The sequence below is a fragment of the Desulfuromonas sp. TF genome (assembly GCF_000472285.1).
In the GTDB taxonomy this organism is placed as follows: domain Bacteria; phylum Desulfobacterota; class Desulfuromonadia; order Desulfuromonadales; family ATBO01; genus ATBO01.
Map to the genome: position 1 here is coordinate 273,392 of NZ_KI421418.1, position 26,129 is coordinate 299,520.

Genomic DNA, 26,129 nt, shown 5'->3' on the forward strand with positions numbered 1-26,129 from the left:
GGTCTACACATTGACAAAAATTCTGTCATTTGATGTCAAGGAGTAGACCTGACACTGCTGTTTTATCCTGTTGTTTTATCTCCGGCGCCAGGACCGCCTTTCTGATCGCCGCGATATCGGCCGCGCGAATGAGCTTCGGGATGTTGCCGTAAAAGAAGGCGTGGTAACCGTAGCCGCCATCGGTCAATTCGAGGATGGCAGCTTCCTTCTCCCACCCTTGGAAGACGATCCGGTACATGGCGCTGACCAGACCTGTGCGGTCGGAGCCGTGCCAGCAGTGGATCAGGATCGGTCCGTCGCTGTTGCTGATGATGCGAAGCGCCGCAATGACCTGGTCGGTGGTGACGGATCCGGCCGCCATCGGCACCCGGAAGAGGTTCATCCCCGCGGTTTCCTCGCCGCTGTCGATGTGGTGTTCGCGCAGGTTGAGGACATTGCTGATGCCGAGCGCCTTGAGCTCGGCGAACCCCACGGCGCTGGGCTGCGCCGCCCGGTAGACCTTGGAGTCGAGGCGGTAGAAGTTCTTAAGCTGCGCGGAGGGGAGGGGGCTCGCCCAGGCGGAGGGGCGTCCGTCCTGTTCAGCCTGGTCGTCCTGGCAGTAGTTTTGCGGATGGTCCTCCGCATAGGCCTGGAGCTGCCGCTTGACCTGCTCCTTCTCGATCGCGTTCAGTTCCTTGTAGCCACGTCCGTAGTCCCAGCCGTAGCCCCAGCGGTACCAGGCGGGAAAGGCCGGGATGCCGCCGGCGCGAACGCCGAGATACATGGCTTGCGCCAGGGTCGCATCGCCAGTCCGCTCCTGGACGCAGCCGCGCAGGGCTTCGTCCGTCGCAAGGCGCTCCGCTTCGCTTCCCCCCTGCCAGTAGGCCATATCATGGCTGAAACAGCAGTCGCACCACCTGGTGCGGTCGTTGAGGGTGCCGTCGGGGAAGAGGCTGCAGCCGTCGCTGCTGAAGGGGTGGATTTCGGTGGCAGCGAAAGTGGCGGAACCCGTCAGCAGCATGGCCGCCAACAGCACAGGGGTCATGGGGCGCAGCAAAAGGCGGGTCAGGGATCGTAAGAGTTCCATGAAAATTCCGAGCAGGTGAGACATTCTTTGTACCTACGGTAGTGGGGGCTGGGACAGCTGAACTGTAAGAGAACCACATTAGGGCCTGAATTCAGGTCCAGAAAGGGTGACGCGAAAAAGGTTAAAAAGTTTCTTCCCAAAACTCCGGAAAATCGAAGGAGAGTTGCCGGTGGTGCTTGATAGCCAGCAGGTAGAGATCGTTGTCGCGCCGGGCGTAGAGGATGAGGTAGTCGCCGCGGATCAGTTCGCTCAGGGCGGTCTGGGAACCAAGGCGTTTCCGAAGAGCGGATTCCAACTCGGAGGCTTCACGGGAGGACGCTCGGCGGCGGAAGAAGTCGGTTCCAAGTTCTGGATAGCGTTCGAGGGCGGGGATGCTCTCTTCGAAGAGGTCGTCGAGCAGCGCCGAAAAGGCCCCCGGTGCGTCGGCTTCGAGCAGGAACTCCTTGATGGCGTCGAGATTCTCAGCGAAGTGGCGGGTAACCCGGATGACGGCTTTTCTCATTCTTCGCGGCCGTAGCGCGCCTTGAGCTCAGCCACCGACAGCAGATCTCCCTTTTCGACGTCATCCCAGCCGCGGCTCGCCTCTTCCAGAAGGGTGAGATGGATATTTTCGCGCTCCAGGCGGTGATAGTAGTCGAGTCGCCGGGCGTCGATAAGGGCGACATAGGCTTTGCCGTTGCGGGTGATGATCTTCTCGCGCCCCCGGCAGGCGTCTTCGGCCAGTTCTGTCAGCCGGGCCCGCATCTCCTTGAGAGGGACGATGTCCTTGCTGGTGATCGACATGATGTCTCCTTGGGTTGAAAGTTACACCAATAGATTAAACTATTGATGCAGCTTCGGCAATGGCCGAATTCGTCCCCCAGAGAAAAACGATTCATGGGGCCAGGCGCTCTATCACCCAGTTTCCTGCCTCGTCACGCCGATAGCGCAACCTGTCATGGAGGCGGTTTTCCCCTTCCTGCCAGAACTCCATCACTCCGGGGACGACTCGGTAGCCGCCCCAATGAAGGGGGCGGGGAACGTCCTGCCCTTCAAATTTCCGGGTCAGATCCTTGAACCGCTTTTCCAGGGAAGAACGGTCTCTGATGATCTCGCTCTGGGGCGAAGCATGGGCGCCGAGTTGATAACCCCTGGGTCGGCCGGAAAAGTAAAGATCGGATTCGGCGGCACCCGATTGTTCCACAATCCCTTCGACCCGAACCTGACGGGATAAAGGCAGCCAGCAGAACACGAGAGAAGCCAATGGATTTTCCCGTAGTTCCTGTGCTTTTCGACTCTCGTAGTTGGTGAAAAAGACAAAACCGCGCTCATCAACCTCCTTGAGCAGTACGACCCGGGCCGATGGCTTTCCCTGTCGGCTCGAAGTGGCGAGCGTCATGGCATTTGGAAGCGGGACTTCGGCCTGCTCGGCTTCACGAAGCCACCTGATAAACTGCGAGATTGGATTGGGTTCCAAGCTATTCCGGAGCAGCGGTGTCCTCGGCCAATTTTTCATACTATCAAGAGCCTCTATAAAGGGGGAGAGGGGGGGCAGGATTCCTTCATTTGTGGATACTGGGATTATGTCCCCGGAAATACCAAGCCCTACAGGGTACACAATATTCTATTGCTTGATGTCAAGGTGTAGACTTGACACTGGATTTTTTCTCAGGCACTTAGCTTGGTCCGACCCGAGACATCCGAGATTCTGACATCTGATAATTAAGTAAGGTGTCCCTGGAACTGCCCCATCCTGTCTGCTCCCCGTTCAGGATTCCGGCCTCCTCCAAGTCGTTCAACACTTTCTGCACGCCGTTCCTCCTGCCGTTATCCATAATCTGGTTGCCATTCGTTCAATAATGTTTTTTTGGGAGAGGCTCTCTCAAACCTTGATTCCAAGAAAGTAAGAATGTCAGGTCTGCACGCTGACAAAAATTCTGTCATTTGATGTTAAAGCGAAGACCCGACAATGTTGGTTTATCCTGTTGATTTATCCGTAAAGCACTTGTTTCTCAGTTTTTATATCATCTCATTTTTGCTCATGAAAGAACAAAAAAGATTCGGAGATTACCCATGAAAAGTCCCGTTTGGCGGCTATACTCTGAACATTCAGAAGGAACTCCGGTGCCAGTGAGGTTATCATGTCCCTACGGAATAACGATTGGATAAAAGTCGCCGCAATCATCGCCATTGCAACCCTGCTCTTGCCGTCGCCTTCATGGTCCCAGACCGATTGGCTGCAGAGAGGGCGGGAGCTGTTCGGTATGCCCGAAAAGGGGTCCAACGCCGTCACCACCTCCCAGGTCGCTGCCGGACTCAAGGAGGCCCTGCGGGTCGGAAGCGAAAATGTCGTCGGCAAACTCGGCCGTCCCGACGGCTTTGCTGCCGACCCGGCCATCCATATCCCGCTGCCAAAAAGCCTTCAAACCGTTCAGACGACCCTCAAACCGCTCGGCATGGCCTATCTGCTCGACGATCTGGAATTGAAGCTGAACCGCGCCGCCGAACAGGCGACCCCGAAGGCGAAGGGGCTCTTCTGGACGGCTATCGAGCAGATGACTCTCGATGATGTGATGGGGATTTACAACGGACCGCCGGATGCGGCAACCCGCTATTTCCAGAAAAAGATGTCTGTGCCGCTCGGGGAGGAAATGCGGCCGATTGTGGACCAGACGCTCGATCAGACAGGGGCTGTGCAGGCCTACGACAACGTCATGGGGAAATACCGGAACGTTCCTTTTGTCCCCGACGTCAGGACCGACCTGACCGGCTATGTCGTCGAGCAGGGAATGAATGGCATTTTCCACTATCTGGCCGAGGAGGAGGCCGCCATCCGGATGGATCCGGCCAAGCGCACTACCGAGTTGCTCAAAACCGTCTTCGGCTCGAAATAGAGGTGCCTTATGCCACACCCCTCACTCCTGCCGGTTGCCAGGGCAGAAAAATTCCTCGGACTGCTGCCACGGATGGCCAACCGCCACGGCATCAGGCACAGTGACATTTCCAGCTTCGACCGGGAATGTCCGTCGCGTCAGTGGGGACGTTGGTAAGTTTTGTAGCTTATTCACGAATGGGAAGAATCCAGCGGGCAGCTTAATTCACCAGCATCCGCCAATCCCCCACCCCCAACGCCTCGGCAAGCATCCGAGCCCGCTCCTTGCCGATGGGGCGCTTGCCGTTCTCCATCTCGCTGATGTGATGCTGCGGGATGCCTGTACGTGCCGATAGTTCCTTCTGGGTCAGGTCCTCGCGAGTGCGGTAGGCGCGCAAGGCCACATGCGACTTACTGCCGAGATATTCAGGAAAGACCTCGGCGACGGTAATTCGGATTTGGTCATGATCTCTGTTCACAACCCGTGCTCCCTTTTCAACTGCCTTAAATCTTCCTCCAACTGCTCCCCCATCGACTGCGTATAGATCCGTGTGATCCTGCCGACGTTTTGCAATTCCACCAGTTTCCCCAAGTCGCTGGTACGCTCCCGCCATGTGATCCCGTCCGTTACCAGCAGGAAATGAGTGTCATGCCGTTTCTCAGTGACGATCCGGCTGATGTCGCCCAAGACGTCCGTCTGCTTGCTGCCGGTGGCGCCGTATGCTTTGGCTTCTACCAGAATGGCCGGATCCTTGCGGTTAGGAATGGCGAAATCCGCTTTTTCGGAGCTGATTCCAGTGGCGCCGAGAAAGCTGCAGCGAAGGTCGTAGGCGTTTTCTCCGAAGACGCGGATGATCTTCCCCTCGACGAAATCCTCCAGGAAGCGACCACGGCGCTGTCCCTTGATGGCGCTTCCGCGACCGCCCTTGAGACGTTCCACCATCAAATCGCTCCAAACTAAGGGCCGGTTCACCGCTGCAGCAATCCGGTCCAGCAGCCCCAACTCCTCAAGTGCGCCAAAGAATTGATCTGAGTTCTGAAGAGCTTTCTTGATGCCTATTCCCTTGCCGAGCCGGTCCCTCAATTCGGCGGTGAACTCGTCCTTGGACATGTCCAGAAACAGACGAACCACCGTCAGGTCAGCATCGAAGCGCTTCCGATTGGTGGTATCCAAATCGAACATTCCGATCAGGTCGTTACGGGTGTAGGCGGTTTTGACGGGAAAGTCTTCCAGCTCCCGGATCACCGCATCGGCATGATCGTCGCGCCAGCTGGCCTCGACGGGAGACAGGTGCTCAAGGATTTCGTCCAGGGTTTGCCGGTAGCGTTTCATTCAGACTCCGATGATGAGGTATTCCTTGACCTGGGCTCGTTTCACGGCCTGATGGGTTCCGAAGTGGTAGCGATGCGCGCGCTCGAAGACTTCCACCGTGCGCTTGTACTTGCGCATGAGGCGGTGCAGAACGGCGAGGTCGGGATAGCCGTTGGAGGAGTAGGAGAGGACAAGAGTGCTGTCGGCGAATTTGCGGAACATGCTATCAAAGGCGTCGATGGCGTTCTTGCGATAGGAGAAGGGAGTGAAGGGTTTTTCGATCTTCTTCACCTTCGTATCCGGCATGATCGTCTTGCCTTCCCAGTAGCAGGAAAGCCCCTCCAGGAAGTGGTAGCGCTTCATGTAACAGTTGTCGTCGGCGCGCGGCACGTAGGGAGGGTCCATGTAAACCAGATCCGGCGGTTCAGGCAACTGCCAGTCGAAGACGTCGCCGCAATGGGCCGAGTTCCGCTGCCCATTGTCGAAGGCGGCGGCGTTGTAAACCTGTACCTGCTCCAGAAAATGCTCCCGCAGGCTCAGCTTCAAATCGCGCCGGCCGTCCTTGTAATGATCCAGGTCGCCGGAGATGGTGAAAACCCCACGGGGCTGGCGCTTGGCGCAGGATCGTATGAGGGCGGCGCGGGCGATGGCCTGCTCGTGAGGGTCGGTCAATTTCCGGATGTTCCAGGAGGTTTGATCGAGGAAGTGAAGATCCTTCGGCGTGTAGAAAATTCCCGAGAAAGTCTTCTCGATGAATCGTTCGTGGTCCTTGTCCGTTTCTAGAAGCATTTCCAGGCTTCCATTTGAAAGCTGACGGCCGGGATTCTCGATCAAGGCCTTGGCCAGAGTCGTGCCGAGGTTGAGGAAGTCATTGGAGGCCACCCGCTTGCCCATGGACTTGAACATGTAGCCGATACAGCCGGAGCCCGAAAAGGCATCGGCGGCACTCTCGAATGTCAGGTCGGACAGAACGGTATGAATCCAGGGGAGAAGCCGGTATTTGCTCCCCATGAAGCGGATTTGCGGGAAATCTCCCGCCTTGGCGGGAAATCCCAGGTCGAACAGCTTTGCCTGGTCCGGTTCGGGGATCGGTTCCGCCACGATGAAACGGCCGTCTGCTTCTGGGGCGGAATCATTGCAATAGGGAGTGGGATTGGATGAAGACATTTATTGCCTTTGATTTACTCAGAGGGTTTATTCGAATGGAATGAGTCTGCTGGAACTCTATGTCAGAATACGTCATACATCTTGTTCATTATGATAATGAACAGTCTGGACCCCCAGCATATTTATATCATTCCATCTTCCCCGGCCAAAGCACAAAAGCAAACGGCCTCCCGGGGGAGGCCGTTCGTCATCTCAAATCAAGCACACTCACTATACCCGCAAGCATGACACACGCAGCATCCACCCTCATGCTCCACCGGCCCCCCGCACTCGGGGCAGGCGCCGCCGGCCTGGGTGTGGGCGACGTCCTCCTCGTGGAACATGTGCATCTGGATCGCCTTGGCCACGGCGTCGGCGCAGGAGGTGATGCGGTTGTCGCCGAAGCCGGCGGGCTTGTGGCAGGTGATGCCGATCATCTGCTTGACCGCCTGCCGGGCCTGCACGCCGCTGCGCCAGGCCAGGGAGACGAGGCGGCCGATGGCCTCGCACTGGCTGGCGGCGCAGCCTCCGGCTTTGCCCATGGTGGTGAAGAGCTCGAAGAGCCCCTGGTTGTCCTCGTTGATGGTGACGTAGAGAGGGCCGCAGCCGGTCTCCATCTGGTAGGTGGAGCCCTTGAGGGCCCGGGGCCGCTCACGCTTCTTGCCGGCCTTGTGCGACTCCATGGGGACGATCTTCTCGTCCTTCTTCTCCTCTTTCTTGCCTACCGAGAGCACCTGCATGTCGCGGGAGCCGTCGCGGTAGATGGTTACCCCTTTGCACCCCTTCTTGTAGGCGAGGCGATAGACGGTGGAGACGTCTTCCTTCGTGGCGGTATTGCAGAAGTTGACGGTCTTGGAGACGGCGTTGTCGGTGTGCTTCTGGAAGGCCGCCTGCATCCGGATGTGGTCCTCGGGGGTGATGTCGTGGGAGGTGACGAAGATGCGGCGCACGTCCTCGGGGATCTCGTCGATTCCCTGCACCGTGCCGTGCTCGGCGATGAGCTTCATCAGCTCGGGGGAGTAGAAGCCCCGCTCTTTGGCGATCTTCTCGAAGAGGGGATGCACTTCGAGCAGGATGTCGTTGTCGAGCACCTGGCGCACGTAGGAGACGGCGAAGAGGGGCTCGATGCCGCTGGAAGTGTTGGCGATGATGGAGATGGTTCCGGTGGGTGCGATGGTGGTGCTGGTGGCGTTGCGCACCGGTTTGGCCCCTTTTTTGTCGAAGACGCTGCCGGTGAAGTTGGGGAAGGCGCCGCGCTCCTCGCCGAGTTCGATGGAGGCCTGCCGGGCCTCTTCGGTGATGAACTTCATCATCTTTTCGCCGAGCTGGACCGCCTCGGCGCTGTCGTAGGGGATGTCGAGGAGGATCAGCAGATCGGCCCAGCCCATCACCCCCAGCCCCACCTTGCGGTTTGCGCGGGTCATCTCGTCGATCTGCGGGATGGGATAGTTGTTGACCTCGATAACGTTGTCGAGGAAGCGGGAGGCCAGGCGCACGACCTCCTTCAGCTTGTTCCAGTCGAGCTCTCCCTTCTCGTCCACCATTTTCGCCAGGTTGATGGAGCCGAGGTTGCAGCTCTCGTAGGGGAGCAGGGGCTGCTCGCCGCAGGGGTTGGTCGCCTCTATCTCACCAACGTGGGGGGTGGGGTTGTCGCGGTTCAGACGGTCGAGGAAGATGATCCCCGGCTCGCCGTTGGTCCAGGCCAGATCGACGATGTGCTCGAAGACCTTGCGCGCCGGCATCCTCTTCAGCGCCTCGCCGGTACGGGGGCTGACGATGTCGTACTCGCCGTCGGCATCCACCGCCTCCATGAAGGCCTCGGTGAGCCCGACGGAGATGTTGAAGTTGGTCAGCACGTTCTGGTCGCGCTTGGCCATGATGAAGTCCATCACGTCAGGATGGTCGACCCGCAGGATACCCATGTTGGCGCCGCGGCGGGTACCGCCCTGCTTGATCGTCTCGGTGGCGGCGTCGAAGACCTTCATGAAGGAGAGCGGACCGGAGGAGACGCCTTTGGTCGACATCACCACGTCATTTGCCGGGCGGATGCGGGAGAAGGAGAAGCCTGTGCCGCCGCCGCTCTTGTGGATCAGCGCCGTCTGCTTGATCGATTCGAAGATCTCCTCCATCGAATCGCCGATGGGGAGCACGAAGCAGGCGCTGAGCTGCCCCAGCTCGCGGCCGGCGTTCATCAGGGTGGGGGAGTTCGGGAGAAACTCCAGCGAAGTCATCATCCGGTAGAACTCTCCGGAGAGAGCCTGGGCGTCGTTGCCGGTTTTCAGCCGGTCCTCAGCGGCGGCGATGGATTCGGCCACCCGGCGGAACATGTCGACAGCGTTTTCAAGTACCTTGCCTTCGCTGTCCCGCTTCAGATAGCGGCGTTCGAGGACGGTCAAGGAGTTTTTGGAGAGGGGAAGGGCGGCTTCGGACGGAGTCTGCAAGGCTGTTGATAGTTTTTTGGCGCTCATGGTGGTGAAATTACTCCATTTTATTGAATGTTGATTTTAGAAGGAGATGCCTATATCATGTGGTGGTTCAGAATTTAAAACACAATATGTCGTGCTGTCAAGGATTCTATGGATATTTGGGGGGGGCCTGTTTCTTGCAGAAAAAGTAAACGTCATAGTCGCTGAGCGCTAAAAGGATCAAATCACCTTTACACGGGTTCTCATTCATTTTATTATTCGACATTAATTTTAATTGAATATCTCAAAGGGAAGGTCGGTTTATCGCCATGGCCCAGCTTGAACTTTTCGAAGAGGAAGCAAAAGGGTTGCGCGCCATTCTGACTGTGGCCCAGGTCGTGGTCTCGTCGTTGGAGCTCGATGAGGTGCTGCAGAACATCCTGTGCAGCGCCATGGGGATCATGGACATGCCGGCCGGCAGCATCGCTCTTTATGAGGAGGAGTCACGGAACCTGACTCTCCATGCCCATGAGGGACTGAGCCCCACATTCACTTCCAGGGGCCGCTGGCAAGTCAAAAAAGGGGGACTCACCCATCGGATACTGGAGGCGGGGGAGCCCCTGGTTGTCGAGGACACCTCCGAGGCCGCATTCTTCAACAATCCCTTGGCACTCGATGAAGGGATCAGATGCCTGATTGCCGCTCCCCTTCAGATACAGAAGAAAATCGTGGGGATCCTCTATCTCAACGATTTTGTTCCGCGGCGGTTTTCCAAGCCACTGCTGCAGCTGCTGTCGATTCTCGGCTCGTTTGCCACCATGAGCATCGACAACGCCCGCCTTCACCAGCAAACCGTCCATATGGCCTGCACCGACGGTCTGACGGGACTGTACAATCATCGCCAGTTCAAAAAGATGCTCAAGGATGAGATATCCCGGACGAAGCGCTACGGGAACCCTCTTTCTCTGATCATGCTCGATGTGGACGATTTCAAGAAGTTCAACGACACCTATGGCCATCCCGCCGGGGACAAGGTGCTGACGACCGTGGCAGGTATCCTGCGGGATCTCTCTCGCGAGAGCGATCTGGCCTTCCGTTACGGGGGGGAAGAGTTTGTGGTCATTCTCCCCGAAACCTCCATTGACGAGGCGTTGGTGGCGGCCGAACGCATCCGCCGGGTCATTGAGTCCGATTCCGTTCCAGATCTGCACGGAGCGGTCAAGTCGGGGGTGACGGTCAGCGCAGGGGTGGCTTCATATCCCAGCGACGGCGATAGTGCCGAGAACCTGCTTAAGACCGTCGACGAACTTCTTTTCCAGGCCAAGGAGCAGGGAAAGAACAAGATTCATCACCTGCCCTCCTGAACGAATGCCGACGGACATCGAAGCCGATGAATATATGTGTCTGATCTTCCTGAGTTCTGCTCCTCTGCGAGATCGGGAAATTTAGGTTGCCAAACCTCAAGATCGGTGATAATTTTCGGCCGTCTGTCGGGCGGCGCAGCCGGAGCTGAAAAGACATGGAGGGGTTGAGAAGCGTCGGTTTTCCATACGGTTTTTTTAATTATGACGATATATCTCGATAATGCGGCAACCTCCTTCCCAAAGCCGGAATCCGTTTATCGCGCCGTGGATCAGACCCAGCGATTTATCGGGGCTAATCCGGGCCGTGGCGGACACCGCCTCGCCGTGGATGCCAGCCGTCTGGTTTTTTCGGCCCGGGAAGCCGCAGCCGATTTTTTTTCCATCGCCGATGCATCTCGGATCGCCTTCACTGGAAGCGCGACGGAAGCCATCAATATCGCCCTTTTCGGTCTTCTGCAGCCCGGCGATCGGGTGGTGACCTCCACGATGGAGCACAATTCCGTCACCCGTCCCCTGCGGACTCTTCAGGAACGGGGCATCGAGGTGGTCAAGGTCCCCGCCGACCGGCGCGGATTTATCGACCCCCTTGCCATTCGCCGGGCTTGCGCCGAAAAAACCCGCATGGTCGTCCTCACCCACTGCTCCAACGTGACCGGCACTCTTCAGCCCATCGAGGAAGTCGGTCCCTGGTGCCGCCGGGAGGGGATCCTTTTTCTTGTCGACGCCGCCCAGAGCGCGGGTTTTTTCGCCATCGACGTCGAGGCGATGGGAATCGATCTCCTCGCGGTTCCCGGTCACAAGGGACTGCTGGGGCCCCAGGGGACGGGGTTCCTGTATGTCCGGGAGGGTTTGAAGCCGATACCGCTGATTTACGGGGGCACAGGCGGCAATTCCCATTCAGAACTGCCCCCCGAGACGATGCCGGAGCGGCTGGAAAGCGGCACGCTCAACACGCCTGGCATCGCCGGGTTGAAGGCCGGCATCGATTTTCTGAAGGAGGAGGGGATAGCGGCCGTAAGGGCCCATGAACAGGAGCTGATGGCCAGGCTCATTCAGGGCCTGCGTGAGATTCCCGGCTGCAGCATCTATGGCCCTCTCGATCCCCGCTTCCATGGGGGCGCCCTTTCCTTCAATATGGAAGGGATCGATCCTTCCGAGGTCGGTTTTATTCTCGACCGTGACCACGATATCTTCGCCAGGGTTGGACTTCATTGCGCTCCGGATGCGCATCGCACCATTGGCACCTTTCCCCGCGGGACGGTTCGGGTCAGCCCTGGATTTTTCACCACTTCCAGGGAAATAGATCATCTGGTGGCAGCCCTGTCTTCTCTCTCTTCCCATTTTCCGGCTTGAAGGGTAATCTTAAGAAAACACCGCATGATCGGCTTGGGAACAGTCGCTCATCCGATTCCGCGAAAAAGGTAATCATGAAAAAAACCTACGTCCTTGATACGAATGTTCTGCTCCATGATCCCGAGGCTTTGTTCAAGTTCGAGGACAATGATCTGGTGGTACCAATAACGGTCATCGAGGAAATCGACCATTTTAAAAAGGATCAGAACGAGACCGGACGTAATGCCCGGCAGATCTCCCGGATTCTCGACGGCTTTCGTGAGAAGGCTCACCTGACCGCCGGGGTGCCTCTGGAAAGAGGGGGGACCCTCAAGGTGGAGATCTATGCCGAGGAGGCCCTCAGGAAACTGCCTCCGGAGTTGAGGATCGATCGGGGAGACAATCGGATCCTGGCCGTGGCCATGGCCCTGAAGGAGGGGCGGGACTGTCCGGTCATTCTCGTCACCAAGGACACCAATCTGCGGATCAAGGCCGATGCGCTGGGGCTGTTGGCCGAGGATTACGCATCGGACAAGGTTTCCCTCGACGAACTTTATTCCGGCACCGCGGAGGTTCTTGTCGAAAAAGACGAAGTCGATCGTTTCTATTCCCAGGGGTATCTGGAGCTGGAGGAGGAATTTTTTCCCAATCAGTGCCTGACTCTGGCCGAATCCTCCAACCCCTCGCACACGGCCATCGGGCGGTACCATGCGCCGCTGCAGAGACTGCAGCCGCTGATTCGCGCCCCCAAGGACGGGATCTGGGGGATTCATCCCCGCAACCGCGAACAGCAGTTCGCCCTCGATCTGCTGCTGAACGACGACATCCAACTGGTGACCCTGGTCGGTAAGGCGGGCACCGGTAAAACCCTCCTCGCCATTGCCGCCGGACTGTTCAAGACCGCCGACGAGGGGGCTTTCAGCCGCCTGCTGGTTTCCCGCCCGGTCTTCCCCCTGGGGAAGGATCTCGGCTTTCTCCCCGGCGACATCGAAGAGAAGCTGGCGCCCTGGATGCAGCCCATCTTCGACAATGTCGAACTGCTGCTGAGCGGTGTGGACGAAGGAGGCAAGCGCAAGCGCGGCCATCGCGAACTGGTCGATATGGGCATTCTCGAGATCGAGGCACTGACCTATATCCGCGGCCGCTCCATCCCCAGACAGTACATGATCGTCGACGAGGCCCAGAATCTGACTCCCCACGAGATCAAAACGATCGTGACCCGGGCCGGGGAGGGGACCAAGATCGTCCTGACCGGCGATCCCTATCAGATCGACAATCCCTATGTAGACTCGTCCAGCAACGGCCTGACCTATGTCGTGGAGAAATTCAAAAGCCAGGAAATCGCCGGCCATATCACCCTGACCAAGGGCGAGCGTTCCTGTCTGGCCGAACTGGCGGCCAATCTTCTGTAAAATCGTCATTGGTCATTTGTCCATGGTCATTTGTAAAAAGAACCAGGTGACAAGTGACAAGTGACAAATGACAAGTGACGTTTTGCCATGCTTTTACTCTGTATCGAATCTTCCTGCGATGAAACCGCCGCCGCCGTGGTGCGGGACGGGCGCTCCATTCTGTCCAATGTCGTCGCCTCCCAGGTGGATGTCCATGCCCGCTACGGCGGAGTGGTCCCCGAGCTGGCTTCGCGCAAACACCTGGAGGCCATCACCGTGGTCGTGGACGAGGCGCTCGGCAAGGCCGGCGTGAGTCTCGGCGAGATCGGAGGGATCGCCGTGACGCGCGGTCCCGGCCTGGTCGGGGCGCTGCTGGTGGGGCTTTCGGTAGCCAAGTCGATCGCCTTTGCCCGGGACCTCCCCCTGGCGGGCGTTCATCACATGGAAGGCCACATCCTCGCCCCGCTTCTGGAGCAGGAGATTCCTTTTCCCTATCTGGCGCTGGCCGTTTCGGGGGGGCACACCCATCTCTACAGGGTCGAAGACATCGGGAGCTATCGCATCCTGGGGCGCACGCTCGACGACGCCGCCGGGGAGGCCTTCGACAAGGTGGCCAAGCTGCTGGGCCTCGCCTATCCGGGAGGAGTGCTGATCGACCGCCTGGCGGCGCAGGGAAATCCCCAGGCCATCGATTTCCCCCGACCGCTGCTGCACCAGAAGAATCTTGACTTCAGCTTCAGCGGGATCAAGACGGCTGTCCTCAATCATGTACGCCGCCAGTCCGGTCCCATAGAGGGAGATCAGCTCAAGGACCTGGCCGCCAGCTTTCAGGAAGCGGTGGTCGATGTGCTCAGCCGCAAGACCATGCGCGCCGCCGAGGAAACGGGGCTGAAACGCATCGTCGTTGCCGGCGGAGTGGCCTGCAACAGCGGTCTGAGGACCCGGATGCAGACCCTGGCCCGGGAAAAAGGTGTCTCCGTTCACTTTCCCAGCCCGGCCTTGTGCGGCGACAATGCCGCCATGCTGGCTGTGGCCGGCGACCGATACCTGGAAGAGGGGAGAAGAGCGCCGCTGGATCTCAATGCTCTCGCCAGCTGGCCTCTGGATCAGGCCGGATGTGAACTGAGCCGATGAAAAAGGACTGAACGGAACCAGATATGTGGCGGCGTTTCGGATTCATCCGGCAAATCAAACTCAATTTCCTGCGTTTCGTCAGGCTGCGGGGGGCTCCCGATGAAATCGCCAAGGGGGTGGCGCTCGGGATTTTCATCGGCATGACCCCTACATTTGGCTTTCAGATCGTCCTTGCCCTTTTCTTCGCCTGGCTGCTCAAGGAAAACAAACTGGCGGCCCTTCTGGGGGTCTGGATCACCAATCCGGTGACCGCCCCTTTCATTTACGCTCTGGAATACGAATCGGGAAGACTGCTTCTCGGCATGACACGGGCCAGACTTCCGGTGGAATTCTCTTTTTCCGCCTTCGGGCACCTGGGTTGGGAGGTGCTCCTTCCTCTCACTCTCGGAAGCATCCTGTACGGCGTCCTCTGCGCCAGCCTCTCCTATGCCCTGACCCTGCGCATGATTCCCGTGGTCAAGACCTGGCATGTTCCCCGCTGGCCGAAGAAGCGGAAAAACCTGTGACTAGTGATTGGTGACTAGTCATTGGTTTAGAGCAAGGCCTTTTACGAGTCACCAATCACCAATCGCCAATTACGGATTTTCATGGATTACCGCCCCAAAAAGCGCTTTGGACAGAACTTTCTAAGGGATCATCATATCGTCCAGCGCATTCTGGATGCCGCCGCACTTCTGCCGGAGGATCGGGTAGTGGAGATCGGCCCCGGCCTGGGAGTTCTGACCGACCGGCTCCTGCCCCGGGTGCGGGAGGTCCGGGCCATGGAGGTGGACCGGGACCTTGCCGAGCGCCTCCTGCAGCGCGAGGCGGATAACCTCGTGGTCCTGGAAGGCGATGCCCTGCGCCTGTCCTGGGAGGACCTTCTGCCGACTCCGCCGTACAAGCTGGTGGCCAATCTCCCCTACAACATCTCCAGCCAGATTCTGTTCAGGATTCTTGACCACCGCCGGTTCTTCGGGCGGCTGGTCCTGATGTTTCAGAAGGAGGTCGGCGACCGCCTCTGCGCCTCTGCCGGGACCAAGGATTACGGCATCCTTTCGGTTTTCTGTCAACTCTGGTACGATATCCGCCGCGTCGCAGTCGTTCCGCCGGGGGCCTTCAACCCACCCCCCAAGGTCTATTCGGTGGTGCTGGCTTTCGATCCGTTGAGCGGACCCCGCGTGCCGGTCGAGGACGAGGCGTTCTTCCGCCGGGTGGTCAAGGGGGCATTCTCCCAGCGCCGCAAGACCCTTCGCAACGCCCTGATCGGGTCAGGATTTACCGCCGGGGACCTCGACTCAGCGATGGAAGTTGCCCGGATCGACCCGGTCCGACGGGGAGAGACCCTGAGCCTGGAGGAATTCGCCCGGCTTGCCGCGGCTCTGAATCCGACCGAGGAGAGATGATATGTCCGACCTTGTCGCCACCGTGAACGGCACTCCCATCCGCCGTTCCGATCTCGATAATGCCATTCAGGGGCTTGCCATGCAGATGCACCGCAAGACGATGGATCAGCTCTCGGCGGAGGAGCGGGAGGAGATCAACGAACTGGCTCTGGAAAAGCTTCTGGCCCGGGAACTCATCTACCAGGCGGCCATGGCCCTGGGCGTCCTTGCCGACGCAGCGGCCGTGTCCGAGGAAAAGCGCAAAGTCATGGCCAATTTTCCCACCGAGGAGGAGTTTTTTGCCACGCTTGAGAAAGCGGGCATCGATGCCGCGGCTTATCACAGAATGCTTCGACAGGATCTTACGGTGAACCTGATGACGGAGAGGCAGCTGGCCGACCTCGATATTGAGCCTTCCGAGGAGCGGATCGCCGAAACCTACCGCCGTTTTCCCGAGAAGATGAAAAGGCCTGGAAGGGTTCGTGCCGCCCATATCCTGATCCGCCCCGGAGAAAGCGGCAGGGAGGAAGCCCTCAGGCGTGTCCGGGAAATCAGGGCTCTGTGTGCCGAGGAGGGTTTCGGCGCCCTGGCCAGAAGGTTTTCCGATTGTCCCAGCGCCCCCGGCGGCGGTGACCTTGGCTATTTCCGCAGGGGGGACATGGCCCGGCCTTTTGAGGAAGCGGCCTTTTCCCGACCGGTTGGGGAGATCGGCGAGCCGGTGGAGACCCAATTCGGTTTTCACCTCATCAAAGTGCTCGACCGGGAGGAAGATGTTCCGCTGACCCTGGAGGAGGCGACACCGAAAATCCGCGGGTTTCTCAAGGAGGAAGCTGCAGCCGCAGCCCTTAAGAAGTGGGTCGGAGAACTTCGGTCGGCAGCCGAGATTGTGATCATGTAATCTTGATGGCGCCATCCTCTGAGTTTGCGAGTGCATCAATCTTCCCCGTAGCAGGTCGTCCTTGAGCTCCGCAGGAAGGAAACTTGTCATGCCGGCCGGGATGATTTAGGCTTTCTATAAGCGGGGATGTCTTTTCTTCCCGATGAAAGTTCATCAACCTCCACTCCTCGGGAGAATTCATGAGTTGGAATTTAGTCGTCGATTCCCGGTCCGGATTATCCCCGGATGACGACCTGCTTCGGAAGACTGAACAGGTCATCTCTATTCTGGAAGCCGAGTCCGGGAAAGCAGGATATCCCTGGTGCAAAACCCTCGCGGCGATTCTGCGGGAGCATACGCCTCTTTCCTTCATCGTTTCCCCTTCGGCACGGCAGATCGCCGACTGGCTTCTGGAATTCGCAAGGTTTCTTGAAAACCGCCGCCAGGATGCCGCTGTGCGTCTTCTCCCCATCGGCGCGGGAGGGCACTTTCTCCTTCTCACCAATTCCCCCGATGTCCCCTACCTTCTCGATTCCATCCAGACCGTCCTAGAGGGCCTGAATCTGCGCTTCAACCTCATCTCCCACCCCATTCTGAGCGTCCGCCGCAAAGACGGCGCGCTGACTCACCTGGCGCGCGTCGAGAAGAGGGGACCGCACGAATCATTCATCGTTATCGAACTCGAAGGGATAATGGCCGATGCTCTTCCCCGCATTGAGGAAGGGGTCCGGAAAACGATCGAAGCGGCGCGGCAGGTGCACCATGACCATAAGGCACTGATGAAGACGCTCGCCGGCCTGGAACAGGTCCCTGGAATGAACGATTACAGGGATTTATGGCGCTGGCTGCAGAAAGGAAACTTTTTCCCCTTCTCTTATCGCTGCCTGCGCGTCGAGGCGGCTGGTGCCGGGGAAGCGACAATACGGGAGGTGGAAGGCTCGGCTCTCGGCCTCACCCCGGAGCCGCCGGAACTCACCTGCTGCGACGGGAGGCCCCTGTCCGACTTCGACCGTGACGTCCGGGAGCGCCTCCTGCGCCGGGAGGCGCTGGTTGTGGAAACCATCGAACGCCGCAGTCCGATACTGCGAGACGATTCACTGGTCTGGATCGGGTTTCGCGAGAAGGATGAACATGAACCGGGATCCTGGCAGGAACACGTGTTTCTCGGTCTTTTCTCGCAGCAGAGCATCGATGAGACGGCATCCAGCGTACCGACGCTGCACAAGCGGATCGACCAGGCGCTTTCCTTCCTGCGCATTCCCGAGGACAGTCACGACTATCGCAAGTCGATCGAGATTTTCAACAATTTTCCCAAGGTGGAGCTTTTCAGCATGGCGCCGGATGAGCTGGCCGGGGCCGTTCGTTCCTTCACGCTTCTTTACCGCCGGGGCGCAGTCAAGGTCGTCCCCGCCCGCAGCCTCGCCGTACGCGGATTGACCCTGCTGGTCATCATGCCCCGTGAGTATTATGCGGAAGAGAACATGGGGCGCATCGGGAATTATCTCTGCCGCTATTTCAAGACCCCTTCGGTCGCGGCACAGATCATTCATATATCCGACGACTATCTGAGTCTCCATGTCAATATCCGGCTGCGCGAGGATGTCCGGGTCGATATCGAGCGACTGGAGCGCGGATTGACCAATATCGCCCGGCCGTGGAAACTCAAGCTGCAGATGCTCCTCGAACGCGAGCTCGGCGAGCAGGAAGGCGGCGAGCTGTGGGAGAAATACAGCAGCAGCTTCCCCCGCGAGTATCGAACCATGGTCCATCCCCGTTTTGCGCTCCGTGATATCCGGGGGCTGGAGCAGGTCCTGACAACGGGCGAAGAGGTTCTCGACCTGTGGGGCCCCTTCGCCGCGGCCGAGCCGTCTTACCGCATTCAGTTCTACAGTCTCAAGGGAAGTTATCTTAATGAACTGATGCCGTTTCTGGAGAACCTCAATCTGTGCGTCATCGACGAAGTCGATTTCTCGATCAAAGTCGGCGGCGTGGTGGTGTTCATCAAGAGCTTTGCCGTGCGTGGAGCGGCCGAGGCGACCCACCGCCTCTCGAGCCTGCGGGAAAACTTCCTCGGTACTCTCACCGCTTTGCGGAGAGGAGAGGTGGAGAATGACTATCTCAACCGGCTGCTGGTGCTGACGGGACTCTCCTGCAGGGAGATCGATGTTTTCCGCGGATACCGCAATTACTATTTCCAGCTCGGCTCTCCCTATACCAAGCGGCGGGTGGCTTTTGCCCTGATCAATAATCCGCAGGTCGCGCTTCTGCTGTTTCGCTACTTCGAGGCGCGCTTCAGGATCGAACCCGAATGGCAAGATCCCATGCGGCGGGAAGAAGAAGCCCTCTCCCCCATTCGCCAGGAACTCGTCACCGCTCTCGAAACCGTCGCCGACATCAATGAAGACAATATCCTGCGCATCCTCTTCAACCTGATCGACTCCACGGTGCGGACGAACTTCTTCCTTCGCCGAAACCTGCCGGATTACTTCTCCTTCAAGATCAGCGCCATCGGGATCATCGACATGCCGGCCCCGCGCCCCCTTTACGAGATCTATGTCCATTCCGCCTCCATGGAAGGTATCCATCTGCGCGGCGGGCGGGTGGCCAGGGGAGGGATTCGCTGGTCCGATCGCCCGGACGATTTTCGCACCGAGATCCTCGGTCTGATGAAGACCCAGATGACCAAGAACGCCCTGATCGTTCCGGTCGGCTCCAAAGGCGGATTCGTGGTGAAAAAGCCCTTCGCAGATCGGGAGGAGGGAGCTGCCCTGTCCAGGGCGGCCTATCAGACCCTGATCCGCGGGATGCTCGATCTCACCGACAACCGTGTCGGGGAAGAAATCGTCCGACCCGAGGGTATCGTCGCCTACGACGAGGAGGATCCCTACCTGGTGGTGGCGGCGGACAAGGGAACCGCCCACCTCTCCGATACGGCCAATGCCATCAGCCGCGAATATGATTTCTGGCTGGACGACGCCTTTGCCAGCGGCGGCTCGCAGGGCTACGATCACAAGAAGCTGGGGATCACCGCCCGCGGCGCCTGGGAGTGTGTCAAGGCCCATTTTCGTGAGTTGGGGAAGGACATCCAGACCGAACCCTTCACCGTGACGGGGATCGGGGACATGAGCGGAGACGTCTTCGGCAACGGCATGCTCCTCTCCCGGCAGATCCGTCTCCTCGCCGCCTTCGATCACCGGCACATCTTCCTTGATCCCGACCCGGATCCCGAGGTCTCCTTTCGGGAACGACAGAGACTGTTCGAGCTGCCCCGATCCTCCTGGGATGACTACGATCGCAGCCTGATCTCGTCCGGCGGCGGCGTCTTTCCCCGCCACGCCAAAAGCATTCCCTTGTCACGGGAAGTGCGCGACTGGCTCGGCGTGCGCCATGAGACGATGGACGGACAAGGCCTCATCAGACTCCTGCTTATGGCCCCGGTCGACCTGCTCTGGAACGGCGGGATCGGCACCTACGTCAAGGCCGCGGGCGAAAAGAACGAGGATGCGGGGGACCGGGCCAACGACGCCGTCCGGGTCGATGCGCCGCAGCTCAAAGTCCGGGTGGTCGGGGAAGGGGGAAACCTCGGTTTTACTCAGCGGGGCCGGATTGAGTACGCTCTTGGCGGCGGCCGGATCAATACCGACGCTGTCGATAATTCGGGGGGTGTCGACTGTTCCGACCATGAGGTCAATCTCAAAATTTTCATGCAGCACCTCAAGAACAAGGGGCTCATCGGCTCGCAGGAGGAGCGCGACCGACTGCTGGAGGAGATAGCGGACGAGGTATGTGCCGCCGTTCTGGCCGACAATTACGGCCAGAGTCTCTGCCTTTCCCTGGACCGGATCCGCTGTGCCGACGATGTCGAGCCCTCCCTCAGCCTTACGGAGCGTCTCTCGTCCGCCGGACTCCTTGATCGTCGCGGCGAATTTCTGCCGACCTCAAAAGAGGTATTCGCCCGAAAGGACAGCAGCCTCACTCGTCCGGAACTGGCCATCCTGATGGCTTACAGCAAGATGCAGCTTTTTCAGGCGCTTCTGGAGAGTGCTCTTCCCGAACAGCGGGAAGCCCGGGTTTACCTCTTCCGGTATTTTCCCGAGGCGGTCCGCAACCACTTCGGTGATGAGATTCCGGCCCATCCCCTGGCGCGGGAAATTACCGCAACGGTTATCACGAACCTGGTGGTGAATCAGGGCGGCAGTACTTTTCTCAATCAACTTGCCCGTCAGACCGGGGCTCCACTGGCGAAGATTGCCGCTCTCTATCTCGCCCTGGATCAGGTTCTCGACGGGGAAGCCATGCGGCTTCGGATTGCCGCGCTCGACAACCGTGTATCAGCCGGCCTTCAGCAACAGCTCCTTCGCCGCCTTGAAGACACCCTGTTCAGCCTCTGTTCGTGGGCTCTCGTGCGTGAAACGGGACTGGGGCTCGAGGAGGAGGAAATTTCCGCTTTTCGGGAGCGGGCAAATGTTTATGTCAAAAATCTGGGCGGTGTTCTTCCAAAAGTGGAATGGGAGCAATATCAGAAAGCGGCCGCTTCTCTTGAAAGCGAGGGGTTCTCCGCCGAAATCGCCCGGACAGCGGCGGCCCTGCCGTATCTGGAGGATTTTCTTCCTGTGGAAACTCTCGCTGTCGATACGGACAACGATCTGTATTCGGCGGCGCAGACTTATATCGAAGTGCACGAATACCTGGGTTTGAAGGATCTGCTGCGGCGGATGGAAGCAGTGCAGGTGCGGGACCGGTGGGACCGGCTGGCCCTTCAGTCTCTCAAAGGGGAGTTTGCTTCAGCGGCATTCAACCTGGCTCATGGAGCGCTTCAGGAATCGAAGGGGAACCTGGAGTCCTTTTTCGCCCCTCGTCGCCATAAGCTGAGGTTCTATCGGAATATGCGAGAGGCCCTGGGAGGCGTTCCGGCCAATTTTCATCCGTTTACGGTACTTCTCCGGGCATTGGTGGCCCTCCAGGATAAAAGCTCCTAACAGGGACTTTAGTGAATTTTTTTGTAGCATTGCCCGGAGTCGGCCAGGTAATCGCAGTCTTCTTCCGGGGCTTCGACAACCTCGAAGAGCTGGAAGAGTTCCCCCGGAACATCTTTCAGTACGGAAAGAATATCTTCTCTGCTGTGGCGGGGATCGAAGACATACAGGTCATTGCTGCTGTCTCTGATCTCGAGTTTCCGGCCGACTTCCGAAGACCAGTGGTCATGCCAGCGGATCTCATCCAGTATGCGCAGTCCTTGCATAGGCGCCTCCCGGTAAAAAGAATGATTATAAAAGAATAGTATCCGGAATCGACCCTATTGCAAGGTAGTTCATAGCTGCCGCAGGGCGGCAGAGGACATGGGGCTGAGAACAGCCCCCCTTTAGAAGGAGCATTGAGAAAACGATGACGGAGAAGAGAAAACTCGGCCCTTGCGTGACCTTTTTCCCTCAGCCGACCACCCTCCTGTCGACGAGGGGCGCTGACGGTCAGGTCGATATCATGACCGCCTCCTGGGTCGGGATCGTCAGCAAGACGCCGCCGACCATGGCGGTTTCCCTGGCCCGCGGTCGCCAGACCTATGCCAACATCCGGGAAACGGGATGTTTTGCCGTGAACATGGTACCGGCGCGCCTGGTGGTGGAAGCCGATTATTGCGGTCTTAAATCGGGGCGCGATGAGGATAAGGTGGAAGGAGCAGGGTTGACCCTGGTCGAGGCAAGCCTGATATCCTCCCCCCTGATCGATGAATCCCCCCTCAACGTGGAGTGCCGCTACGTGCGGGAGGTGGAACTCGGCGAATACCGTTTGGTGCTGGGCGAGATTCTGGAAATCCATGCCGCCGGCGCGGCCTTCGATGAGGAGGGAAAGATGGACGCCCGGGTGTTCGATCCCCTGGTCTACTTCGGAGGCATCCGCGAGTACTGGAGCCTTGGAGAAAAGGTCGCCCAAGCCTACCAGGAGGGGAAGAAGCTTTTTCGCTGATCCGGGATTTCCGGCTTTGCATGCGCCGGTGGAACGTTGTAAGATAACTCTGTTTTTTTTGGAGAGGTTAAGAGCTTGAATAAAAAAAAGACGGTTCTGGATATTCAGAGAATGAAGGAAGAAGGGGAGAAGATCACCGTTCTGACGGCCTACGACTATCCCTTCGCCCGCCTGATGAGCCAGGCCGGCATCGATGTGATTCTGGTCGGCGATTCCGTCGGCTCGGTGGTCTCGGGGTATGACAACACCCTGCCGGTGACGATGGAGGAGATGCTCTATCATACCCGGGCCGTTGTGCGCGGCTCCGGCGGCGCCCTGGTTGTGGCGGACTTGCCCTTTCTCTCTTATCAGATCGATCTGCGCGACGCCCGGCTCAACGCCGGACGCCTGATCAAAGAGGGCGGGGCGCAGGCGGTGAAGCTCGAGGGGGGCGAAAACGTCGCCGCAACCATCCATGCCATCGTCGATATGGACATCCCGGTGGTCGGACATATCGGTCTGACTCCCCAGTCGATCCACCGCATGGGAGGATTTCGGGTGCAGGGGAAAAAAGAGGAGCAGGCCCGACAGCTCCTCGCCGATGCCCGGGCAGTGCAGGAGGCCGGGGCTTTCGCCCTGGTTCTGGAAGGGATTCCCGCCGACCTGGGCCGTCGGATCACTGAATCCGTCACCATCCCCACCATCGGCATCGGTGCCGGAGTGCACTGCGACGGGCAGGTACTGGTCATCCATGACATCCTCGGCCTGTGCGAAAAATATTCGCCTAAGTTCGTCAAGAAATACGCCGACGTCTCCGGCATCATCCTCGGCGGCATCGAAGATTACATCCGGGAAGTGAAGGCGGGGGAGTTCCCGGACGACGAACACAGCTTTTAAAACGGTGATTAGTGATTAGTAACCGGTGACGGGTTAATAAGCCAGATCCGGTTTTTCCATTCACCGATAACTTTCCCGGTTTTCAGTTTTGCTGATCACGAATCACTGATCACGAATCACAGTCACGGAATTTATGGAAACCATCACCGACGTTCAGACAATGCAGGAGCGCTGCGCCGCCGCGCGCCGTGAGGGCAGGCGCATTGCCTTTGTCCCCACCATGGGATATCTCCACGAGGGACACCTCTCTCTTTTGCGGGAAGGACGCCGTCGGGGAGACCTGCTGGTTCTCTCCATTTTCGTCAATCCTACGCAGTTCGGCCAGGGGGAGGACCTCGACTCTTATCCTCGCAATCTTACCGGGGATTCCGAGATGGCCCGTTCCGCCGGCGTCGATCTGATCTTCGCTCCCGAGGCGCGCGATGTCTATCCGGCCGGCTATGCCACCTATGTCCAGGTGGAGGGGCTGACCGAAACCCTTTGCGGCCGCAGCCGGCCCGGGCATTTCCAAGGGGTAACCACGGTGGTCTGCAAGCTGTTCAATATCGTACAGCCTCATGTGGCGCTTTTCGGCAACAAGGATTTCCAGCAGCTGGCTGTCATCCGCCGGATGACGCGGGATCTGAACCTGCCGGCGGAGATCGTCGGCATGCCCATCGTCCGCGAGACGGACGGACTGGCAATGAGTTCGCGCAATGTTTATCTCTCCGCAGCCGAGCGGCAGCAGGCGCTGGCCCTGATCGATGCCATCCGCCTGGCGGTGAAGCGGGTCGGTGAAGGAGAGCGCAGAGCCGATGCACTGATCGATTCCGTGCGGCAGCGCATCGAACGGGAACCGGATGCGGCAATCGATTATGTCCAGATCTGCCATGCCGAAACCCTTGAGGATATGGAAACCATCGATTTCGATTCGGTTCTTCTCCTGGCCGTCAGAATCGGCGGCACCCGATTGATTGATAATCATTATCTCTTTCAGGAGGTGTAGCCTAAAGGCCGTGACCCGTGACTCGTCATACCAGACTTGGACCTGATATTGGTCCTCGAACCATGGACCTTGCCCCTTGGACCTGCACTTTGAAGAATTCAATCATCTATCTCGCCCGCTATGCGTATCCCGTCGCTTCCCCTCCCATCGAAGACGGAGCCCTGCTGGTGCGCGACGGGCGCATTGTCGAAGTGGGAAAGCGATCGGTCCTGACCGCATCCTGTCCTCAGGCAGCGGTTGTTGATTGCGGCGACGCCGTTCTCCTCCCGCCGCTGGTCAACGCCCATACCCATCTTGAGCTGACCCATTTCCCCGGCTGGGCCGAAGAGATCGGAGAGGGCGGCGCGCCCGCCTCTTTCATCGACTGGATACTGCACGTTATCCGGGTGAAGCGAAGCATCGATTCCAACCGGTACCGTCCCTCCCTGGAAAAGGGAATCCGGCTTTCCCTGAAATCCGGCACAGGGGCGGTCGGGGACATTCTCTCCTTCTTTCCGGCCCGTTCCGCCTACGCCGGATCTCCCCTGCGGGGCCGACTGTTTCTGGAGACTCTCGGCCGGGACCCGGCCCGAAACCGGGAGATCCTTCGGGGGATCGGCCGCATCCTCGACGAGGGCCGTATCGGGCGCATGGAACCGGGGATCTCCCCCCATTCTCCTTACACGCTCTCCGCCGAATACCTGGAGGAAGTTTTCGAACTCGCCCGTCGGCGCAGGATTGCCGCCTGCACCCATTTTGCCGAATCCTCCGACGAGGTCGAATTCCTGCGAGATTCCGAAGGGCCCATTGCCAGGATACTCTACCCTCACGTCGGCTGGGGAGACATGACTCCTCCAGCGTCGCGTCGCTCTCCGGCGGTTTACCTTTTCGAGTGCGGCGGTCTCGTCCGCGGAAACCTGCTCGTTCATGGGGTGCAGGTGAGCGGTCGGGATATCGAGCAGATAGCCCGCTGCGGGGCCACCGTGGTTCTCTGCCCCCGCTCCAACGCCCGTCTGGGGGTCGGCAAGCCCCCTTTGCGACGCTACCGTGAGTCCGGCATTCCCCTGGCCCTGGGAACGGACAGTCTGGCCAGCTCCGACTCCCTGTCGATGTGGGATGAGCTCTCCTTTGCCCGCCGCCTGTTTGCCGGCGACGTCGATTCCGGCGACCTCCTGAAAATGGCCACCGCCGACGGAGCCGTCGCCCTTGGTCTGGGCGGGGAGATGGGGGTTCTCAAAGCAGGGTACGGGGCCCACTTCCAGGTCCTGACCTCTGCGGGCCTTCCCCGCATCGAAGATCTGACCGAATTTCTCTGCACCTGTGGAAACTCCGCTGAAATTACCTCCCTCTATCTGGACGGCCGCGATGTGTTGCAAATGACCTGAATAAACCCTATAATCCCTCTCCGGCGGCGCGCGCCATTCTTTAGCCGTTGTGTTAAAATCAAAATCAAGGAAGCAAAGGAGGTGCCGCATGGTCGAGGAATTCGGAAACATCGTCGAGCTGAAAGGGAAAGAGATCGCCGTCGTCCTTTGCGAGAAGTCGAGTTTCTGCAAGAACTGCGCGTCCATGGAAAGCTGCCAGGTCGGAGACGACAACCGTTCGAAACTGGTCGAAGCCCTCAATATGCTGGGTGCCGATGTGGGAGACCGGGTCAAGCTGGTGGTCAGTACGAAAACCTTTCTCCAGTCGTCCTTTTTCCTCTACATCGTCCCCTTGATTGCCCTCGTCTTCGGGGGATCGCTCGGTCAGTGGATGGGAGGCGTCCTGCAGGGGGGTCCGGATGCGAATCTGCTGTCCGCTATTCTAGGGACCGTTTTCCTGGTCGGATCCTTCTTCGTGATCCGGGTCGGCAGCCGGGCCATTCCCAAGGAAACCTACATGCCGCGCATCGTCGCGGTCGTTTCGGAAGACGACATCTTCGCCGATGAATTGAAAAAATAAATATGATGGCGTCGCAAAAAGTCCGCCCTACGGCGTTACGGCGTTTTTTCAGGACCTTGACATATCTGATGTATGCCTTCGCCCCTGAAAAACCACCAGGCCTTGTAGGACGAAATTTTTGCTTAGCCATCCTCTGAGT

23 protein-coding genes are annotated in these 26,129 nt (G+C 58.8%); 14 read left to right on the forward strand and 9 right to left on the reverse strand.

The window, feature by feature from the left end:
- Positions 1-25 precede the first annotated feature (25 nt).
- The 4 genes from DTF_RS27180 to pdxH all read right to left on the reverse strand — a co-directional run bounded on the left by DTF_RS27180 (position 26) and on the right by pdxH (position 2,561).
- On the reverse strand, positions 26-1,066 hold the full coding sequence (locus DTF_RS27180; RefSeq protein WP_226989253.1) for a tyrosine-protein phosphatase: 1,041 nt from the start codon (positions 1,064-1,066) through the stop codon (positions 26-28).
- A 121-nt stretch (positions 1,067-1,187) separates the two neighbouring features.
- Positions 1,188-1,568 (reverse strand): type II toxin-antitoxin system RelE/ParE family toxin, encoded by a 381-nt coding sequence (locus DTF_RS0109520; RefSeq protein WP_027715136.1) that lies wholly within the window; start codon positions 1,566-1,568, stop codon positions 1,188-1,190.
- Positions 1,565-1,849, reverse strand: coding sequence for a type II toxin-antitoxin system Phd/YefM family antitoxin (locus tag DTF_RS0109525; RefSeq protein WP_027715137.1), 285 nt, complete (start codon positions 1,847-1,849; stop codon positions 1,565-1,567). The genes DTF_RS0109520 and DTF_RS0109525 overlap by 4 nt, the downstream gene beginning before the upstream one ends.
- A 91-nt stretch (positions 1,850-1,940) precedes the next feature.
- A complete protein-coding gene (gene pdxH, locus DTF_RS0109530) occupies positions 1,941-2,561 on the reverse strand; it encodes a pyridoxamine 5'-phosphate oxidase (RefSeq protein WP_027715138.1) in 621 nt (206 codons plus the stop codon).
- Between the two features lie 625 nt (positions 2,562-3,186).
- Between pdxH and DTF_RS0109540 the strand changes: the two genes are divergently transcribed.
- Positions 3,187-3,939 carry a DUF4197 domain-containing protein gene (locus DTF_RS0109540; RefSeq protein ID WP_035056439.1) on the forward strand — a complete coding sequence of 251 codons (753 nt, stop codon included), beginning with the start codon at positions 3,187-3,189 and terminating at the stop codon, positions 3,937-3,939.
- A gap of 199 nt (positions 3,940-4,138) precedes the next feature.
- On the opposite strand, the gene DTF_RS26075 is transcribed toward DTF_RS0109540, so the two are convergent.
- From DTF_RS26075 to DTF_RS0109560, 4 genes are all read right to left on the reverse strand, one after another.
- Complete coding sequence (locus tag DTF_RS26075; protein ID WP_226989255.1) at positions 4,139-4,396, reverse strand: helix-turn-helix transcriptional regulator; 258 nt, start codon at positions 4,394-4,396, stop codon at positions 4,139-4,141.
- Positions 4,393-5,250, reverse strand: coding sequence for a DpnII family type II restriction endonuclease (locus DTF_RS0109550; RefSeq protein WP_027715140.1), 858 nt, complete (start codon positions 5,248-5,250; stop codon positions 4,393-4,395). The genes DTF_RS26075 and DTF_RS0109550 overlap by 4 nt, the downstream gene beginning before the upstream one ends.
- A complete protein-coding gene (locus tag DTF_RS0109555) occupies positions 5,251-6,396 on the reverse strand; it encodes a DNA adenine methylase (protein WP_226989257.1) in 1,146 nt (381 codons plus the stop codon).
- A gap of 197 nt (positions 6,397-6,593) precedes the next feature.
- Positions 6,594-8,843, reverse strand: a complete 2,250-nt coding sequence (locus tag DTF_RS0109560; protein WP_051361197.1) for a vitamin B12-dependent ribonucleotide reductase — start codon at positions 8,841-8,843, stop codon at positions 6,594-6,596.
- 266 nt (positions 8,844-9,109) lie between these two features.
- Between DTF_RS0109560 and DTF_RS0109565 the strand changes: the two genes are divergently transcribed.
- The 8 genes from DTF_RS0109565 to DTF_RS22905 all read left to right on the forward strand — a co-directional run bounded on the left by DTF_RS0109565 (position 9,110) and on the right by DTF_RS22905 (position 21,221).
- Positions 9,110-10,144: a sensor domain-containing diguanylate cyclase gene (locus tag DTF_RS0109565; RefSeq protein ID WP_027715143.1), complete on the forward strand. Its 1,035-nt coding sequence runs from the start codon at positions 9,110-9,112 to the stop codon at positions 10,142-10,144.
- A gap of 201 nt (positions 10,145-10,345) precedes the next feature.
- Entirely contained in the window at positions 10,346-11,497 is a 1,152-nt protein-coding gene (locus DTF_RS0109575) for an aminotransferase class V-fold PLP-dependent enzyme (protein WP_027715144.1), read from the forward strand.
- A gap of 74 nt (positions 11,498-11,571) precedes the next feature.
- Positions 11,572-12,888, forward strand: a complete 1,317-nt coding sequence (locus DTF_RS0109580; RefSeq protein WP_027715145.1) for a PhoH family protein — start codon at positions 11,572-11,574, stop codon at positions 12,886-12,888.
- An 87-nt stretch (positions 12,889-12,975) separates the two neighbouring features.
- Positions 12,976-14,001, forward strand: coding sequence for a tRNA (adenosine(37)-N6)-threonylcarbamoyltransferase complex transferase subunit TsaD (gene tsaD, locus DTF_RS0109585; protein ID WP_027715146.1), 1,026 nt, complete (start codon positions 12,976-12,978; stop codon positions 13,999-14,001).
- 23 nt (positions 14,002-14,024) lie between these two features.
- Entirely contained in the window at positions 14,025-14,507 is a 483-nt protein-coding gene (locus tag DTF_RS0109590) for a DUF2062 domain-containing protein (protein ID WP_027715147.1), read from the forward strand.
- 81 nt (positions 14,508-14,588) lie between these two features.
- The gene (rsmA, locus tag DTF_RS0109595; protein ID WP_027715148.1) at positions 14,589-15,386 is read left to right on the forward strand and encodes a 16S rRNA (adenine(1518)-N(6)/adenine(1519)-N(6))-dimethyltransferase RsmA; all 798 of its coding nucleotides are present in this window, start codon (positions 14,589-14,591) and stop codon (positions 15,384-15,386) included.
- 1 nt (position 15,387) lies between these two features.
- Positions 15,388-16,263, forward strand: a complete 876-nt coding sequence (locus tag DTF_RS0109600; RefSeq protein ID WP_027715149.1) for a peptidylprolyl isomerase — start codon at positions 15,388-15,390, stop codon at positions 16,261-16,263.
- A gap of 179 nt (positions 16,264-16,442) precedes the next feature.
- Positions 16,443-21,221, forward strand: coding sequence for an NAD-glutamate dehydrogenase domain-containing protein (locus DTF_RS22905; RefSeq protein ID WP_081702892.1), 4,779 nt, complete (start codon positions 16,443-16,445; stop codon positions 21,219-21,221).
- 8 nt (positions 21,222-21,229) lie between these two features.
- Here DTF_RS22905 and DTF_RS0109610 read toward each other — a convergent pair whose 3' ends face one another.
- Positions 21,230-21,484, reverse strand: coding sequence for a hypothetical protein (locus DTF_RS0109610; protein ID WP_027715150.1), 255 nt, complete (start codon positions 21,482-21,484; stop codon positions 21,230-21,232).
- A gap of 143 nt (positions 21,485-21,627) precedes the next feature.
- On the opposite strand from DTF_RS0109610, the gene DTF_RS0109615 reads away from it, so the two are divergent.
- The 5 genes from DTF_RS0109615 to DTF_RS0109635 all read left to right on the forward strand — a co-directional run bounded on the left by DTF_RS0109615 (position 21,628) and on the right by DTF_RS0109635 (position 25,990).
- Positions 21,628-22,206, forward strand: coding sequence for a flavin reductase family protein (locus DTF_RS0109615; protein WP_027715151.1), 579 nt, complete (start codon positions 21,628-21,630; stop codon positions 22,204-22,206).
- A 75-nt stretch (positions 22,207-22,281) separates the two neighbouring features.
- The gene (panB, locus tag DTF_RS0109620) at positions 22,282-23,082 is read left to right on the forward strand and encodes a 3-methyl-2-oxobutanoate hydroxymethyltransferase (protein WP_027715152.1); all 801 of its coding nucleotides are present in this window, start codon (positions 22,282-22,284) and stop codon (positions 23,080-23,082) included.
- A 133-nt stretch (positions 23,083-23,215) separates the two neighbouring features.
- Positions 23,216-24,067: a pantoate--beta-alanine ligase gene (gene panC, locus DTF_RS0109625; protein WP_027715153.1), complete on the forward strand. Its 852-nt coding sequence runs from the start codon at positions 23,216-23,218 to the stop codon at positions 24,065-24,067.
- An 89-nt stretch (positions 24,068-24,156) separates the two neighbouring features.
- Positions 24,157-25,431 carry an amidohydrolase family protein gene (locus tag DTF_RS22910; protein WP_051361198.1) on the forward strand — a complete coding sequence of 425 codons (1,275 nt, stop codon included), beginning with the start codon at positions 24,157-24,159 and terminating at the stop codon, positions 25,429-25,431.
- 88 nt (positions 25,432-25,519) lie between these two features.
- Complete coding sequence (locus DTF_RS0109635) at positions 25,520-25,990, forward strand: SoxR reducing system RseC family protein (protein ID WP_027715154.1); 471 nt, start codon at positions 25,520-25,522, stop codon at positions 25,988-25,990.
- Positions 25,991-26,129: the final 139 nt, after the last annotated feature.

Bases quoted from the DNA above. Each gene is read 5' to 3' on its own strand.
- DTF_RS0109520 (WP_027715136.1), bottom strand. From the start codon at position 1,568: ATGAGAAAAGCCGTCATCCGGGTTACCCGCCACTTCGCTGAGAATCTC.
- DTF_RS0109615 (WP_027715151.1), top strand. From the start codon at position 21,628: ATGACGGAGAAGAGAAAACTCGGCCCTTGCGTGACCTTTTTCCCTCAG.
- tsaD (WP_027715146.1), top strand. From the start codon at position 12,976: ATGCTTTTACTCTGTATCGAATCTTCCTGCGATGAAACCGCCGCCGCC.
- DTF_RS0109565 (WP_027715143.1), top strand. From the start codon at position 9,110: ATGGCCCAGCTTGAACTTTTCGAAGAGGAAGCAAAAGGGTTGCGCGCC.
- DTF_RS0109555 (WP_226989257.1), bottom strand. From the start codon at position 6,396: ATGTCTTCATCCAATCCCACTCCCTATTGCAATGATTCCGCCCCAGAA.
- DTF_RS0109600 (WP_027715149.1), top strand. From the start codon at position 15,388: ATGTCCGACCTTGTCGCCACCGTGAACGGCACTCCCATCCGCCGTTCC.
- DTF_RS0109560 (WP_051361197.1), bottom strand. From the start codon at position 8,843: ATGAGCGCCAAAAAACTATCAACAGCCTTGCAGACTCCGTCCGAAGCC.
- DTF_RS0109635 (WP_027715154.1), top strand. From the start codon at position 25,520: ATGGTCGAGGAATTCGGAAACATCGTCGAGCTGAAAGGGAAAGAGATC.
- DTF_RS0109525 (WP_027715137.1), bottom strand. From the start codon at position 1,849: ATGTCGATCACCAGCAAGGACATCGTCCCTCTCAAGGAGATGCGGGCC.
- DTF_RS0109550 (WP_027715140.1), bottom strand. From the start codon at position 5,250: ATGAAACGCTACCGGCAAACCCTGGACGAAATCCTTGAGCACCTGTCT.
- DTF_RS27180 (WP_226989253.1), bottom strand. From the start codon at position 1,066: ATGGAACTCTTACGATCCCTGACCCGCCTTTTGCTGCGCCCCATGACC.
- DTF_RS22905 (WP_081702892.1), top strand. From the start codon at position 16,443: ATGAGTTGGAATTTAGTCGTCGATTCCCGGTCCGGATTATCCCCGGAT.
- DTF_RS0109580 (WP_027715145.1), top strand. From the start codon at position 11,572: ATGAAAAAAACCTACGTCCTTGATACGAATGTTCTGCTCCATGATCCC.
- rsmA (WP_027715148.1), top strand. From the start codon at position 14,589: ATGGATTACCGCCCCAAAAAGCGCTTTGGACAGAACTTTCTAAGGGAT.
- DTF_RS0109610 (WP_027715150.1), bottom strand. From the start codon at position 21,484: ATGCAAGGACTGCGCATACTGGATGAGATCCGCTGGCATGACCACTGG.
- DTF_RS0109575 (WP_027715144.1), top strand. From the start codon at position 10,346: ATGACGATATATCTCGATAATGCGGCAACCTCCTTCCCAAAGCCGGAA.
- panC (WP_027715153.1), top strand. From the start codon at position 23,216: ATGGAAACCATCACCGACGTTCAGACAATGCAGGAGCGCTGCGCCGCC.
- DTF_RS0109590 (WP_027715147.1), top strand. From the start codon at position 14,025: ATGTGGCGGCGTTTCGGATTCATCCGGCAAATCAAACTCAATTTCCTG.
- DTF_RS0109540 (WP_035056439.1), top strand. From the start codon at position 3,187: ATGTCCCTACGGAATAACGATTGGATAAAAGTCGCCGCAATCATCGCC.
- pdxH (WP_027715138.1), bottom strand. From the start codon at position 2,561: ATGAAAAATTGGCCGAGGACACCGCTGCTCCGGAATAGCTTGGAACCC.